This is a genomic window from Variovorax sp. MHTC-1, assembly GCF_003984645.1.
Classification (GTDB): Bacteria; Pseudomonadota; Gammaproteobacteria; order Burkholderiales; family Burkholderiaceae_C; genus Variovorax.
The window spans coordinates 569,064-582,823 of the sequence record NZ_RWKI01000001.1 but is presented as its reverse complement, the minus strand read 5'-3'; the positions used below and the strand labels follow the sequence as shown (position 1 = coordinate 582,823).

Annotated in this window: 13 protein-coding genes; 7 read left to right on the top strand and 6 right to left on the bottom strand. The window is 67.1% G+C overall.

The features are described 5' to 3' along the window. Nucleotides 1–10: 10 nt before the first annotated feature. Nucleotides 11–1,345 (top strand): MFS transporter, encoded by a 1,335-nt coding sequence (locus EJI01_RS02755; protein ID WP_126835560.1) that lies wholly within the window; start codon nt 11–13, stop codon nt 1,343–1,345. Here EJI01_RS02755 and EJI01_RS02750 read toward each other — a convergent pair. Genes EJI01_RS02750 through EJI01_RS02740 form a run of 3 tightly spaced genes read right to left on the bottom strand, consistent with a single transcriptional unit; the run spans nt 1,312 to nt 4,455 of the window. Beyond that, nucleotides 1,312–2,073, bottom strand: coding sequence for a hypothetical protein (locus tag EJI01_RS02750; RefSeq protein ID WP_126835559.1), 762 nt, complete (start codon nt 2,071–2,073; stop codon nt 1,312–1,314). The two genes, EJI01_RS02755 and EJI01_RS02750, sit on opposite strands and share 34 nt — an antisense overlap. 7 nt (nt 2,074–2,080) lie before the next feature. After that, entirely contained in the window at nt 2,081–2,905 is an 825-nt protein-coding gene (gene murI / locus EJI01_RS02745; protein WP_260602279.1) for a glutamate racemase, read from the bottom strand. Beyond that, nucleotides 2,902–4,455, bottom strand: coding sequence for a fumarate hydratase (locus EJI01_RS02740; RefSeq protein WP_126835557.1), 1,554 nt, complete (start codon nt 4,453–4,455; stop codon nt 2,902–2,904). Before EJI01_RS02740 ends, murI begins: the two co-directional genes overlap by 4 nt. A gap of 61 nt (nt 4,456–4,516) precedes the next feature. Between EJI01_RS02740 and fumC the strand changes: the two genes are divergently transcribed. Further along, nucleotides 4,517–5,902, top strand: coding sequence for a class II fumarate hydratase (gene fumC / locus EJI01_RS02735; RefSeq protein ID WP_126835556.1), 1,386 nt, complete (start codon nt 4,517–4,519; stop codon nt 5,900–5,902). Nucleotides 5,903–5,910: 8 nt separating this feature from the next. Here fumC and EJI01_RS02730 read toward each other — a convergent pair whose 3' ends face one another. Continuing rightward, nucleotides 5,911–6,519 (bottom strand): YqhA family protein, encoded by a 609-nt coding sequence (locus EJI01_RS02730; RefSeq protein WP_126835555.1) that lies wholly within the window; start codon nt 6,517–6,519, stop codon nt 5,911–5,913. Between the two features lie 150 nt (nt 6,520–6,669). Here EJI01_RS02730 and acs point away from each other — a divergent pair, with 150 nt between their 5' ends. After that, entirely contained in the window at nt 6,670–8,664 is a 1,995-nt protein-coding gene (gene acs / locus EJI01_RS02725) for an acetate--CoA ligase (RefSeq protein ID WP_126835554.1), read from the top strand. 156 nt (nt 8,665–8,820) lie between these two features. Continuing rightward, nucleotides 8,821–9,345, top strand: coding sequence for a LapA family protein (locus tag EJI01_RS02720; RefSeq protein ID WP_126835553.1), 525 nt, complete (start codon nt 8,821–8,823; stop codon nt 9,343–9,345). An 8-nt stretch (nt 9,346–9,353) separates the two neighbouring features. Here EJI01_RS02720 and EJI01_RS02715 read toward each other — a convergent pair whose 3' ends face one another. Beyond that, a complete protein-coding gene (locus EJI01_RS02715) occupies nt 9,354–9,659 on the bottom strand; it encodes a c-type cytochrome (RefSeq protein ID WP_126835552.1) in 306 nt (101 codons plus the stop codon). 106 nt (nt 9,660–9,765) lie between these two features. On the opposite strand from EJI01_RS02715, the gene EJI01_RS02710 reads away from it, so the two are divergent. Further along, nucleotides 9,766–10,029, top strand: a complete 264-nt coding sequence (locus tag EJI01_RS02710) for a TIGR04438 family Trp-rich protein (RefSeq protein WP_126835551.1) — start codon at nt 9,766–9,768, stop codon at nt 10,027–10,029. A 25-nt stretch (nt 10,030–10,054) separates the two neighbouring features. On the opposite strand, the gene ilvD is transcribed toward EJI01_RS02710, so the two are convergent. Then, nucleotides 10,055–11,749 (bottom strand): dihydroxy-acid dehydratase, encoded by a 1,695-nt coding sequence (gene ilvD, locus EJI01_RS02705; protein WP_126835550.1) that lies wholly within the window; start codon nt 11,747–11,749, stop codon nt 10,055–10,057. 98 nt (nt 11,750–11,847) lie between these two features. Here ilvD and EJI01_RS02700 point away from each other — a divergent pair, with 98 nt between their 5' ends. Both EJI01_RS02700 and lgt read left to right on the top strand, forming a co-directional pair. Continuing rightward, nucleotides 11,848–12,804: a LysR family transcriptional regulator gene (locus EJI01_RS02700; protein ID WP_126835549.1), complete on the top strand. Its 957-nt coding sequence runs from the start codon at nt 11,848–11,850 to the stop codon at nt 12,802–12,804. Continuing rightward, entirely contained in the window at nt 12,804–13,634 is an 831-nt protein-coding gene (gene lgt, locus EJI01_RS02695) for a prolipoprotein diacylglyceryl transferase (RefSeq protein WP_126835548.1), read from the top strand. Before EJI01_RS02700 ends, lgt begins: the two co-directional genes overlap by 1 nt. The last annotated feature ends 126 nt before the right edge of the window (nt 13,635–13,760 follow it).

Here is a 13,760-nt window from a genome sequence, read left to right as displayed (position 1 = left end):
GGAGAGTCGCTTGGCCTTGTTTTCACAATCTGCCCTCCGTCCCGGCGTGCGCAAGCGCGAAGTCTTCGGCTGGGCGATGTACGACTTCGCCAACTCGGGCTACACCACGGTGGTCATCACAGCGGTGTTCGCTGCCTACTTCGTCGGCGGCATCGCCAAGGGCGAGCCCTGGGCCACCTTCGCATGGACGGCGGCGCTGAGCACTTCATACGCGATCGTGATGCTGTCGATGCCGGCCATCGGCGCCTGGGCCGATCTGCATGCGGCCAAGAAGCGTGTGCTGGCCATCGTCACGGCCGGCTGCGTGCTCGGCACGGCGGCCCTCGCGCTTACGCCGCAGCTCGGCGGTCCGTATGCGGTGGCGATGGCGATGGGGCTGGTGGTCCTCTCCAACACCTTCTACTCCTATGGCGAATCGCTCACCGGCGCCTTCCTGCCCGAACTCGCCACGGCCGAGGGCATGGGCAAGGTCAGCGGATGGGGCTGGGCCTTCGGCTACATCGGCGGCATGCTCGCGCTCGGGCTGTGCCTGGCCTATGTGCTCTCGGCACAGGCCAAGGGCCTGCCTGCCGCGCATTTCGTGCCGGTCACGATGCTGATCACGGCTGCGCTCTACGGCGCGGCGGCTTGCGCCACCTTCGCGCTGCTGCCCGAGCGCGCGCTGCCGCAGACCGCCGGTGCGCGCCAGAGCGCTTGGCAGCAGCTGGGTCACACCTTCCGCGAGGCGCGCGCCTACAGCGACTTCATGTGGCTCCTGGCCTGTACGGTCTGCTATCAGGGCGGGGTGGCAGTGGCGATCACGCTGGCGGCGATCTACGCCGAGCAGGTGATCGGCTTCGTCGCCAGCGAGACCATGGTGCTGATCTTCGTGCTCAACATCGCGGCCGCGCTCGGCGCCTTCGGCTTCGGCTACCTGCAGGACCGCATCGGCCACCGGCGCGCGCTGGCTGGTGCGCTCGTGGCCTGGATCGCCGTGTGCGTGATCGCCGCTTCGGTCACCACCAAGGGCGGCTTCTGGTGGGCCGCGTCCATCGCCGGCCTGGCGATGGGTTCGAGCCAGTCGGCCGGCCGCGCCATGACCGGCGTGCTGGCGCCGCCGCGCCAGCTCGCCGAGTTCTTCGGGCTCTGGACCTTCGCGACGCGGCTGGCAGGCATCATCGGGCCGCTGAGCTATGGGGCCATCACCTGGATGACCGGCGGCAACCAGCGCATTGCCATCCTCTCGACCGCCGTGCTGTTCGTCGGCGGCCTGCTGTTGCTGATCCCGATCGACATGCGGCGCGGCCGCGCTGCGGCGCTGCGTGAAACGTCTCAGTCGGAAGCCGCGCCCTTGGCGCTGCGGTAGATCATCCCGTCGTAGCGCAGCATCATCGACGTGAACTTCGCCGGCCGCTCGTGCGTCACGCATTCTTCGCCCTGCGGGATGGAGCGGGTCTGGGTACGCGTCTGGCGCAGCAGCAGATCGGCGTAGCCGTTGCTCGTGCTGCGTGCGATCGACAGGCTGCCGCGCACGGTCTCGAAGTTGCCGGCGCAGTTGGTGTCCCATTCGCCGCGTTCCAGCGTCGTCTCGAGCCCGTCGAGCACCTTGGCCAGCTTGGCGCCCTGGGGGACGTACAAGGTGAGCGTTTCGCTCGAATAGGGATTGGCGCGGGACGAGCCCTGGCGGATGACGCGAACGCCGAATGCGCGTGCGTCGCCGGCCAGCGTATAGCGCGCCGTATCGACCTTGATCGCGCCGACGCGGACCGCGTCTTCGGTCAGCGCCGCGGGCTGGAGCAGGCGGCTGACCACCGCCGCGCGATCCGTGTTGCCGTTGTCGGCCTGCTGTACCACGAGCACGTCGAGATCGAACTCCGTGAAACCGGGTTTTGAGGTTGGACGCGGCATCGGCAGCACTACGATGAAGCGGCCGGCGAAGCCGCGCCAAGGCTGGCACACCGCGCGCTCGTGGTCGAGCAGGCGCTTCGGATGCAGCTTGGCATGCATGCGCTCCGCGAGGCCGGTGTCGCAGGCCGCGTGGCCGGCAACACAGAAGGCGGCCAGCAGCGGGGCAAGGAGCAGGCGGCCGCGCATGGACGGATCAGGCGATCGTCGCCGTCGATGCGATGGCGGTCGTCACGCGGTCGGCAGGCCGCGTGAGCCAGCGCGCCGCGGCAGCATCGAGCGCATCGGGTGCCGCGCTGCAGACGAGCACGACGGCGCCGCCACCCGTTTCGGCCAGCTGCCCGGCCTGGGACAGCAGCCGTCGCGTCTGCTGCGCGACCGGCGCGCCGGTATCGATGAAGCGCACCACGTCGCCGGCATGGCGGCGCAGCTCGGTCGCGATGAAGGGGTAGTGGGTGCAGCCGAGCACGAGTGTGTCGATCTGTCCCGGCGCGCTGCCGAAAGTGCCTGCAGCGTTCAGGTAGCGTTGGCTCAGTGCAGCGATCTCCCTGTGGTCGGACCGCTCGATCGCACCCGCCAGACCGTCGCAGGGAACGATGCGAAAGTCCGCCTGCGCGGCCAGCGATGCATGCAGGGCCTCGAACTTGCGGCTTTCCAGGGTTACGCGGGTCGCGATGACCGCGATTCGGCCGGTACGGCTCGTCGCCACCGCGGGCTTGAGCGCGGGCTCGACGCCGACCAGCGGCAGCGCAGGGTGATCGGCGCGCAGTTCGTGGATGGCAGCCGCCGTCGCGGTATTGCAAGCCACGACCAGTGCCTTGATCCGATGCCGATCGAGCAGGTAAAGCGCGACCGCGCGGCTTCGCTCGGCCACGTAGGCATCGCCGCGCTCGCCGTAGGGCGCGTGGCCCGTGTCGGCGAAGTAGACGAAGCGTTCGTGCGGCAGTTCCTCGCGCAGCGCATTGAGGACCGAGAGGCCGCCGACGCCGCTGTCGAACACACCGATCGGAAATTCGCTCAAGCGGCTTCCATCATGATGGTCTTGAACTCGCCGCTGGCGATGCGCTTCTGCCATTCGGCCGGGCCGGTGATATGGGCGCTGGTGCCGCCGGCGTCCACCGCCACCGTGACCGGCATGTCCGCCACGTCGAACTCGTAGATCGCCTCCATGCCGAGGTCGGCGAAGCCCACCACCTTGGCAGTCTTGATCGCCTTGCTCACCAGGTACGCCGCGCCGCCCACCGCCATCAGGTAGGCGCTCTGGTGCTTCTTGATCGCCTCGATCGCGACCGGTCCGCGCTCGGCCTTGCCGATCATCGCGATCAGTCCGGTCTTCGCGAGCATCATCTCGGTGAAGCCGTCCATCCGCGTGGCGGTGGTCGGGCCGGCCGGACCCACGGCTTCGTCCTTGACCGGATCGACCGGGCCGACGTAATAGATCACGCGGTTGGTGAAGTCCACCGGCAGCTGCTCGCCCTTGGCCAGCATGTCGGCGATGCGCTTGTGCGCCGCATCGCGGCCGGTGAGCATCTTGCCGTTGAGCAGCAGCGTGTCGCCCGGCTTCCAGCTCGCGACCTCTGCCGGCGTGAGCTTGTCGAGGTCGACGCGCTTGCTCTTGTTGTAGTCGGGCGCCCAGTCGATCTTGGGCCACAGATCCAGCGAGGGCGCCTCGAGGTACACAGGGCCCGAGCCGTCGAGCACGAAGTGCGCATGGCGCGTGGCGGCGCAGTTCGGGATCATCGCCACCGGCTTGCTCGCCGCGTGCGTCGGGTACATCTTGATCTTGACGTCGAGCACGGTCGCGAGGCCGCCGAGGCCCTGCGCGCCGATGCCCAGTGCATTCACCTTCTCGTAGAGCTCGACCCGCAGCGCCTCCACCTTGCTAAGCTCGGCGCCCGAGCGCTTCTTCGCCAGCAGCTCGTGCATGTCGAGGTCGTCCATCAGGCTTTCCTTGGCGAGCAGGGCGGCCTTCTCGGCCGTGCCGCCGATGCCGATGCCCAGCATGCCCGGCGGACACCAGCCGGCGCCCATGGTGGGCACGGTCTTGAGCACCCAGTCGACCACGCTGTCGCCGGGGTTCAGCATCGCCAGCTTGCTCTTGTTCTCGCTGCCGCCGCCCTTGGCCGCGACCGTCACCTCGACGGTGTTGCCCGGCACGATCTCGGTGAAGATCACAGCCGGCGTGTTGTCCTTGGTGTTCTTGCGGTCGAACTGCGGGTCGGCCACGACCGAGGCGCGCAGCGTGTTGTCGGGATGGTTGTAGCCGCGGCGCACGCCCTCGTTGATGGCGTCGTCCAGGCCGCCGGTGAAGCCGCCCCAGCGCACGTCCATGCCGACCTTGAGGAACACGTTGACGATGCCGGTGTCCTGGCAAATCGGGCGCTGGCCGGTCGCGCTCATCTTGCTGTTGGTGAGGATCTGCGCCATCGCGTCCTTGGCCGCCGGGCTCTGCTCGCGCTCGTAGGCGCGGGCCAGGTGGGCGATGTAGTCGGTCGGGTGGTAGTAGCTGATGTATTGCAGCGCTGCGGCAACCGACTCGATCAGGTCGGCTTGTTGAATCGTGGTGGTCATTGGGGGTTCTGGCTTGGACGGATACTGGCGGGCCCTCCATTTTGACAGCTCAGGCCCGCCCATGAAGACACGTACCGAACGCGACACCTTTGGCCCCATCGAAGTGCCGGCAGACCGGCTCTGGGGCGCGCAGACCCAGCGCTCGCTGCAGAACTTCGACATCTCGGGCGAGCAGCAGCCGCGCGAGATCATCCAGGCCCTGGCGCAGGTCAAGCGCGCCTCCGCCGTGGTCAACCATGCGCTCGGCCTGCAGGACGAGAAGAAGACGAGGGCCATCGTCGCCGCGGCCGACGAGGTGATCGCCGGCCGGCATCCCGAAGAATTCCCGCTGGTGGTGTGGCAGACCGGCTCGGGCACGCAGACCAACATGAACGTGAACGAGGTGCTGGCCAATCGCGCGAGCGAACTGCTGGGCGGCGAGCGCGGGGAAGGGCGGCTCGTGCATCCGAACGACGACGTGAATCGCAGCCAGTCCTCGAACGACGTGTTTCCGACCGCGATGCACGTGGCGGCGGTCGATGCGATCACCAACCGGCTGCTGCCGGCCATCGCCAAGCTGCGCGGAACGCTGGAAAAGAAATCGCGGGACTTCGCCGACATCGTGAAGATCGGCCGCACCCATTTGCAGGATGCGACACCGCTCACGCTGGGCCAGGAATTCTCGGGCTACGTGGCGCAGCTCGCGCACGGCGAAGCCCACGTGCGCGCCGCACTGCCGCACCTGTGCGAGTTGGCGCTGGGCGGCACCGCGGTCGGCACAGGCCTCAACGCGCCCAAGGGCTACGCCGAGCAGGTGGCGGCCGAACTCGCGAAGCTCACCAGCTTGCCTTTCGTGACGGCGCCGAACAAGTTCGAGGCCATGGCCTCGGTCGACGGGCTCGTGCATGCGCACGGCGCGCTCAAGACCCTTGCCGCGAGCATGACCAAGATCGCCAACGACGTGCGCTGGCTAGCGAGCGGCCCGCGCAGCGGTATCGGCGAGCTGAGCATTCCCGAGAACGAGCCGGGCTCGTCGATCATGCCCGGCAAGGTGAACCCGACGCAGAGCGAGGCGGTGACGATGCTGGCCGCGCAGGTGTTCGGCAACGACGTCGCGATCAACATCGGCGGTGCCTCGGGCAACTTCGAGCTCAACGTGTTCCGCCCGATGGTGGCGCACAACTTCCTGCAGAGCGTGCGCCTGCTGGCCGACGGGATGGTGAGCTTCAACGACCATTGCGCGGCGGGCATCGAGCCCAACCGCGAGCGCATCGCCGAACTGGTGCAGCGTTCGCTGATGCTGGTGACTGCGCTCAACACGCACATCGGCTACGACAAGGCGGCCTTCATCGCGAAGAAGGCGCACAAGGAAGGCACGAGCCTGCGCGAGGCGGCCATCGCGTCGGGCCACCTCACGGCCGAGCAGTTCGACCAGTGGGTGGTGCCGGAAAAGATGACCGGGCGCTAGTCCCGCCGTCAGTGATGCGGCGGCGTGGGCGACATCAGCTTGTCGGTATAGGCGATGGCCATGGCCGACAGCAGGAAGGTGATGTGGATCGCCGTCTGCGCGATCAGCACCCGATCGGTGTAGTTGTCGGCGTTGATGAAGGTCTTGAGCAGGTGGATCGAGCTGATGCCGATGATGGCGGTAGCCAGCTTGACCTTCAGCACCGAGGCGTTCACATGACTCAGCCACTCGGGCTGGTCGCGGTGGCCTTCGAGGTTCATGCGGCTGACGAAGGTCTCGTAGCCGCCGACGATCACCATGATCAGCAGGTTGGAGATCATGACCACGTCGATCAACGCCAGCACCACCAGCATGATCACGGTCTCGTTGAGCGTCGTGACCGGCACATTGGTCTTGTAGCCGATGCTGGTGATGAGCGATTCCAGCGCCTGCTTGCTGCCGAAGGCCGCTTCGACCAGGTGAAACAGCTCGACCAGGAAGTGCACCACGTACACGCCCTGCGCAACGATGAGGCCCAGGTACAGCGGCAACTGCAGCCAGCGGCTGGCGAAGATCAGGTTGGGCAGCGGGCGCAGCGGCGAGACTTTGCCGGGGGTAACGGGGTCGAGGTTGGACATCGGGTCGTTGTGGGCGGGAAAACGCGCGATTCTAGGGCGCGCGAGAGGGCTCCGGTGTCACGCTCCTGTCGTTAACATGGAGCGTCAGTCATCCGTAAGTGCGGCCGCCGACATTAGCGCCGGCCACTTCAAAGCTACAGGAGACAAGGAATGAGCAGCGCATCGACGATCGAGTCCACCCTGGTCGAAAACCGCGTGTTCCCGCCGGACGCCCGTGCGACGCAGGGCGCGCGTATCGCAAGCATGGCCGCGTACGACGCGCTGTGCAAGGAAGCCGCCGACGACTTCGAGGGCTTCTGGGCCCGCCAGGCGCGCAGCAACGTGGTGTGGACCAAACCCTTCACCCGCACGCTCGACGAATCCAACGTGCCCTTCTACAAATGGTTCGACGACGGCGAACTCAACGCCTCGGCCAATTGCCTCGACAAGCACATCGGCACGCCAGTCGAGAACAAGACCGCGATCGTCTTCGAGGCCGACGACGGCACGGTCACCAAGATCACGTACAAGGAGCTGCTGGCCCGCGTCTCCCAGTTCGCCAATGCGCTGAAGGCGCAGGGCATCCGGAAGGGCGACCGCGTCATCGTCTACATGCCGATGACCATCGAGGGCGTGATCGCGATGCAGGCCTGCGCCCGCATCGGCGCCACCCACAGCGTGGTGTTCGGAGGCTTTTCGGCCAAGGCGCTCCAGGAGCGCATCATCGATGCCGGCGCCGTAGCCGTCATCACGGCCAACTTCCAGCTGCGCGGCGGCAAGGAGCTGCCGCTCAAGGCCATCGTCGACGACGGCATCGCGCTCGGCGGCTGCGAATCGATCAAGACCGTGCTGGTCTATCAGCGCACCGCGACCGCCTGCAACATGGTGGCCGGCCGCGACAAGACCTTCGGCGAAGCGCTCCAGGGCCAGAGCGCCGAATGCGCGCCGGTGCCGGTCGGCGCCGAGCATCCGCTCTTCATCCTCTACACCTCGGGCTCGACCGGCAAGCCCAAGGGCGTGCAGCATTCGACCGGCGGCTACCTGCTGTGGGCCAAGCTCACGATGGACTGGACCTTCGACCTGCGTCCCGAAGACGTGTTCTGGTGCACCGCCGACATCGGCTGGATCACCGGCCATACCTACGTGGCCTATGGCCCGCTCGCCGCGGGCGCGACGCAGGTCGTGTTCGAGGGCATCCCGACCTTCCCGCATGCGGGCCGCTTCTGGCAGATGATCGAGAAGCACAAGGTCACGATCTTCTATACCGCGCCGACCGCGATCCGATCGCTGATCAAGGCCGCCGACAGCGACGAGAAGGTGCATCCGAAGAATTGGGATCTGTCCTCGCTGCGCATCCTCGGCACCGTGGGCGAGCCGATCAATCCCGAAGCCTGGATGTGGTACTACCGGAACGTCGGCCGCGAGAAATGTCCGATCGTCGACACCTTCTGGCAGACCGAGACCGGCGGCCACGTCATCACGCCGCTGCCGGGTGCCACCCCGCTGGTGCCGGGTTCCTGCACCTTGCCGCTGCCGGGCATCATGGCCGCGATCGTCGACGAGACCGGCAAGGACATTCCGAACGGCGCCGGCGGCATGCTGGTCATCAAGCGGCCCTGGCCCTCGATGATCCGCACCATCTGGAACGACCCCGAGCGCTTCAAGAAGAGCTATTTCCCCGAAGAGATGGGCGGCACCATCTACCTCGCAGGCGACGGCGCGGTGCGCAGTGCCGACCGCGGCTACTTCCGCATCACGGGGCGCATCGACGACGTGCTCAACGTGTCGGGCCATCGGCTCGGCACGATGGAGATCGAATCCGCGCTGGTCGCCAAGACCGACCTCGTGGCCGAGGCCGCCGTGGTCGGGCGGCCGGACGATGTGACCGGCGAGGCGGTTTGCGCCTTCGTCGTGTTGAAGCGCGGCCGCCCGAGCGGCGACGAGGCCAAGCAGATCGCCGCCGAGTTGCGCAACTGGGTGGCGAAGGAGATCGGCCCGATCGCCAAGCCCAAGGACATCCGCTTCGGCGAGAACCTGCCGAAGACGCGCAGCGGCAAGATCATGCGGCGTCTCCTGCGCAGCATCGCCAAGGGCGAGGCCATCACGCAGGACACGTCCACGCTCGAGAATCCCGCCATCCTCGAGCAGCTCGGCCAGGCTTACTGACCGGCCCCCACGCTCCGTCACGGCGTGTATTCGCTGCCCCCCGAGGGGGCTTGGGGCGCCCTGCGTCGGCCTGGGGCGTCGCAGCCGCGCCCCTGTCCGACAGAGGGCCCGCGCCGGATGCGTTACAAACAACGATCGATTGTTGAGGAGAGATCCATGGGACTGAGAACAGGCGTGCTGCTGGTGGTCATGCTGTTGATCGCGGCGCTCGCGGCCTTGAACTGGGGCCTGCTCGTCTCGCCCACCGTCATGTCGCTCGGCTTCATGCAGATCACGGCGCCTTTCGGCTTGATCATGCTGGGCCTGACGGCGCTCCTCGGCATCTTGTTCGTGGCCTACATCGTCTACCTGCAGACCACGGTGCTGCTCGAAACGCGCCGCCACACCAAGGAAATGCAGGTTCAGCGCGACCTGGCCGACCGGGCCGAGGCTTCGCGCTTCACCGAGCTGCGCAGCTTCCTCGAGACCCAGGAGAACGCCCACATGGCACGCAATGCCGAGCGGCATGCGGCGCTGCTGGCGCGCGTGGAGCAGCTGGAGACGATGATCAAGGTGCGCTCCGACCAGACCGACAACACGCTGGCGGCCCACATCGGCCAACTCGAAGACCGCTTCGACCGCCGGTCGGCGGCAACGGCGGTGGCGTCGTCGCCGCCTGCGGGCATGCCGCCGCCGGTCTGAGATTCGCGCTACTTCGTCGACAGCACCCAGGCTGCCAGCTTCTTCGCGTCCGCCTCGCTGACCTGGTTGTTGGCCGGCATCGGCACCTGGCCCCAGACGCCCGATCCGCCCTTGATGATCTTGCCGGCAAGCATGTCGGGCGCTGTCTTGTTGTCCTTGTACTTGGCCGCGATTTCCTTGAACGAAGGGCCGAGGATCCTGCGTTCGACCGCGTGGCAGCTCATGCAGTTCTTCGAGGTGGCCAGCGCCAGGTCGGCGAGGGCGGGTGCAGCAGAAGCCAGGCCCAGGGCGGCCAGCAGAAGCGCTCTTTTCATGGGGTCCTTGTCGCGTGGGTGCGTTAAAGTCGATCCAACGCGATTGTAGGTAACGCGGTGCACGGTCCGCCGCGATGCGGGCCTGGACAACCGGAGGGGATTCTCTATGTGGTTTCTGTTGCTGGGCCTTCTTGCCGTGGCCCTGAAGTACTTCGAAATCGGCTTCGTGGCCCAGTGGGACTGGTGGATCGTGCTGATCCCCTTCGCGCTGGCCGCGGCCTGGTGGGCCTGGGCCGACTGGTCGGGCTACACCAAGCGCAAGGTGGTCGAGCGCGAGAACGCGCGCCGGCAAGACCGCATCGACCGCCAGCGCAGCAATCTGGGCCTTCTGACGAGCCGCTCCAACCGCCGCCGCCGCGGCGGACGCTGAAGCTTTCTTCCGACTCGACGAGCGATCAGTACTTGTCGAGCACCGCACCCGAGCTCGCGCTCGATGCGTTGAAGGCGAACTTGGCCTGCACGCCGCGCGTGTAGCGCGGGGCAGGTGCCTTCCATCCCACGCGGCGCTTGGCGAGTTCGGCGTCGGACACGTTGAGCTCGAGCTTGAGCTGATGCGCGTCGATGGTGATCGAGTCGCCCTCGTTGACGAAGGCAATGGTGCCGCCAGCCGCCGCTTCGGGCGCCACGTGGCCGACCACCATGCCCCAGGTACCACCCGAGAAGCGGCCGTCGGTGATGAGGCCCACGCTTTCGCCGAGGCCTGCACCGATCAGCGCGCCGGTCGGCGCCAGCATCTCCGGCATACCGGGGCCGCCCTTGGGACCCAGGTAGCGCAGCACCATCACGTCGCCGCCCTTGATCTTGCCGTCGAGGATGGCCTGCAGCGCCGACTGCTCGTCGTCGAACACGCGCGCCGGGCCGGTGATGACCGGGTTCTTGAGGCCGGTGATCTTGGCCACCGCGCCTTCGGGCGAGAGGTTGCCCTTGAGGATCGCCAGGTGGCCTTCGGCGTACATCGGATTCGTGATCGGGCGGATCACGTCCTGGTCGGCACGCGGCTGGTCGGGCACGTCCTTCAGTACCTCGGCGATGGTCTGGCCGGTGATCGTGATGCAGTCGCCGTGCAGCAGGCCCGCGTTCAGCAGGATCTTCATCACTTGCGGGATGCCGCCGGCCTGGTGCAGGTCGACGGCGAGGTACTTGCCGCTGGGCTTGAGATCGCACAGCACCGGCACCTTCTTGCGCATGCGCTCGAAGTCGTCGATCGACCATTCCACGCCTGCGGCGTGCGCGATGGCGAGGAAGTGCAGCACCGCGTTGGTCGAGCCGCCGGTGGCCATGATCACGGCCACCGCGTTCTCGATCGCCTTCTTGGTGACGATGTCGCGCGGCTTGATGTCCTTCTTGATCGCCTCGATCAGCACCTTGGCCGATTCCTTGGCCGAGTTGGCCTTCTCGTCGTGCGGGTTGGCCATGGTCGAGGAGTAGGGCAGAGAGATGCCGAGCGCCTCGAACGCCGAACTCATGGTGTTGGCCGTGTACATGCCGCCGCAGGAGCCGGTGCCGGGGATCGCGCGCTTCTCGATCTCCAACAGGTCCTCGTCGCTCATGTTGCCGGCGGCGTTCTGGCCGACCGCCTCGAACACGCTCACGATGTTGAGGTCTTGGCCCTTGTAGCGCCCCGGCAAGATGGTGCCGCCGTAGACGTAGATCGCCGGCACGTTGGCGCGCAGCATGCCCATCAGGCCGCCGGGCATGTTCTTGTCGCAGCCGCCGACCACCAGCACGCCGTCCATCCACTGGCCGCCGACGCAGGTCTCGATGCAGTCGGAGATGACCTCGCGGCTTACCAGCGAATACTTCATGCCTTCGGTGCCCATCGCCATGCCGTCGGAGATGGTCGGCGTGCCGAAGACCTGCGCGTTGCCGCCGGCTTCCTCGATGCCGGCGATCGCGGCATCGGCCAGTTTCTGCAGGCCCGAGTTGCAGGGCGTGATGGTGCTGTGGCCGTTGGCCACTCCGACCATCGGTTTCTTGAAATCGCCTTCCTCGTAGCCCATCGCGTAGAACATCGAGCGGTTCGGCGCACGCGATTTGCCCTCGACGATGTGGGCGCTGCGACTGTTGATCTTGATCGGTGGGTTGGCCATGGTCTCTCTTGTGTTGCGGGGTCGGGGGAAGACAAGTATCGGACGATTGACTGATTGCTTCCAATCCTAATTTCAAGACCGATTGATATGCTCGGCGTATGAAAGAAGTCTGGGTCGACCTGCGCGCGTGGCGCCAGTTCCTCGCGGTGGCCGAGGAACTGCATTTCGGCCGCGCCGCCGCGCGCCTGCACATGACGCAGCCGCCGGTCACGCAGGCCATTGCGCAGCTCGAGAAGGCGCTGGGCGTGCTGCTGTTCGACCGCACCCGGCGTCGGGTCGCGCTCACGCCCGCGGGCGAGGCGCTGTTGCCCGAAGTGCGCGAGCTGCTGGCGCGCGCGCAGGCGCTGCCGGTGCGGGCGAGGGCGGCCGCGGCCGGCGAAGTGGGGCGCGTGCGGCTCGCCTTCGTCTCGACCATCGGGTTCGAGCGGCTGCCGGCCTGGGTGCGCGAATTTCGCCTGCGCTGCCCCGAGGTCGCGCTGGAGCTGGTCGAGGCCACCGGCGATGTGCAGCTCGAGGCCTTCGCCCGCGGTGAGATCGATGCCGGGCTGATGCTGCATTCGCCCGGCTTCGCGCCGCCCGGCCTGGAGCGGCTCGCGGTGTCCGAGGAGCCGCTGGTGGTTGCGCTGCCGGCGAAGCATCCGCTGGCCCGGATGCCGAAGCTGCCGCTGGCCGAAGTCCTCGCCGAGCCGCTGGTGATCTTTCCGCGCCGCATCGTGCCCTCGCTGCACGACGCGATCTTCGGGCTCTACCATGCGGCCGGCCTGGTGCCCCGGGTTGCGCAGGAAGCGATCCAGATGCAGACCATCGTCAACCTGGTCTGGGGCGGACTCGGCGTGGCCTGGGTGCCCGAGAGCGTGACGCAGTTCCGGCGCGCCGGCGTGGTCTATCGCGCTGCGTCCGAATTCGCGCCTTCGGGACGGCGCAAAACCGCCGTCTTGCCCGGCTGCGAGACCAGCCTGGTCTGGCCCGGCCACGCGGACAACTCCGCGCTCGCGCGCTTCGTGCGATTCGTCCAGGAACAGGGGACTGTCACATCCGTGGGCACAATAGGCTGATGCTCACGTACCCGCAGATCAATCCCGTCGCCCTACAGCTCGGACCGATCGCCATCCACTGGTATGGCCTGACCTATCTGGCCGCTTTCGCACTGTTCTACTTCCTCGGCACGCGCAGGCTGCGGCACGAGCCTTTCCGTTCCATCGCCGGCCCAGGGGCCTGGAGCCGCAAGGACCTGGAGGACATCCTCTTCCTCGGCGTCATGGGCGTGATCGTCGGCGGCCGGCTCGGCTATTGCCTGTTCTACAAGCCCGGCTATTACCTCACGCACCCGCTGGAGATCTTCTTCGTCTGGCAGGGCGGCATGAGCTTCCATGGCGGCCTGCTCGGCGTGATCGCAGCGATGGCGTGGTTCGCGCGTTCGCGCGCGCGGCCCTTCTGGCAGGTGATGGACTTCGTCGCGCCCTGCGTGCCCACCGGGTTGGCGGCGGGGCGGGTCGGCAACTTCATCAATGGCGAGCTGTGGGGCCGCTTCAGCAGCCCCGATCTGCCCTGGGGCATGGTGTTTCCACAGAGCGGATCGATGCTGCCGCGCCACCCCTCGCAGGTCTACCAGTTCTTGCTCGAAGGGCTGCTGCTGTTCGCGATCCTCTGGCTCTATGCCCGCAAGGAGCGGCGCGAGCGACGCGTGTCGGCGGTGTTCCTGATCGGCTACGGACTGATGCGCTTCATCGCCGAATACTTCCGCGAGCCCGACGACTTCCTGGGCCTCCTGGCATTCGACATGAGCATGGGGCAGTGGCTCTGCGTGCCGATGATCGCGTTCGGCATCTGGCTCTACGCCAGTGCGCCGGCGGCGCGCGCGGCCGCGACGCCGGCGCGCGGCTGAAGCGCCACGACGGGCGGCAGGGTTTATCCCGGGCAGAAAAGCTTTGCGTTATGCCGCTCGGGTTCTCATAATTACGCGTAATTACCGAAAATCACGCAAGCCCGATTTAGATTTATCTTCCCGCCC

What these genes read in the sequence shown, in the direction of transcription:
- EJI01_RS02750 (WP_126835559.1), bottom strand. Translation starts at nt 2,073, where the DNA reads ATGCGCGGCCGCCTGCTCCTTGCCCCGCTGCTGGCCGCCTTCTGTGTT.
- EJI01_RS02740 (WP_126835557.1), bottom strand. Translation starts at nt 4,455, where the DNA reads ATGACCACCACGATTCAACAAGCCGACCTGATCGAGTCGGTTGCCGCA.
- fumC (WP_126835556.1), top strand. Translation starts at nt 4,517, where the DNA reads ATGAAGACACGTACCGAACGCGACACCTTTGGCCCCATCGAAGTGCCG.
- EJI01_RS02730 (WP_126835555.1), bottom strand. Translation starts at nt 6,519, where the DNA reads ATGTCCAACCTCGACCCCGTTACCCCCGGCAAAGTCTCGCCGCTGCGC.
- acs (WP_126835554.1), top strand. Translation starts at nt 6,670, where the DNA reads ATGAGCAGCGCATCGACGATCGAGTCCACCCTGGTCGAAAACCGCGTG.
- EJI01_RS02720 (WP_126835553.1), top strand. Translation starts at nt 8,821, where the DNA reads ATGGGACTGAGAACAGGCGTGCTGCTGGTGGTCATGCTGTTGATCGCG.
- EJI01_RS02715 (WP_126835552.1), bottom strand. Translation starts at nt 9,659, where the DNA reads ATGAAAAGAGCGCTTCTGCTGGCCGCCCTGGGCCTGGCTTCTGCTGCA.
- EJI01_RS02710 (WP_126835551.1), top strand. Translation starts at nt 9,766, where the DNA reads ATGTGGTTTCTGTTGCTGGGCCTTCTTGCCGTGGCCCTGAAGTACTTC.
- ilvD (WP_126835550.1), bottom strand. Translation starts at nt 11,749, where the DNA reads ATGGCCAACCCACCGATCAAGATCAACAGTCGCAGCGCCCACATCGTC.
- EJI01_RS02700 (WP_126835549.1), top strand. Translation starts at nt 11,848, where the DNA reads ATGAAAGAAGTCTGGGTCGACCTGCGCGCGTGGCGCCAGTTCCTCGCG.
- lgt (WP_126835548.1), top strand. Translation starts at nt 12,804, where the DNA reads ATGCTCACGTACCCGCAGATCAATCCCGTCGCCCTACAGCTCGGACCG.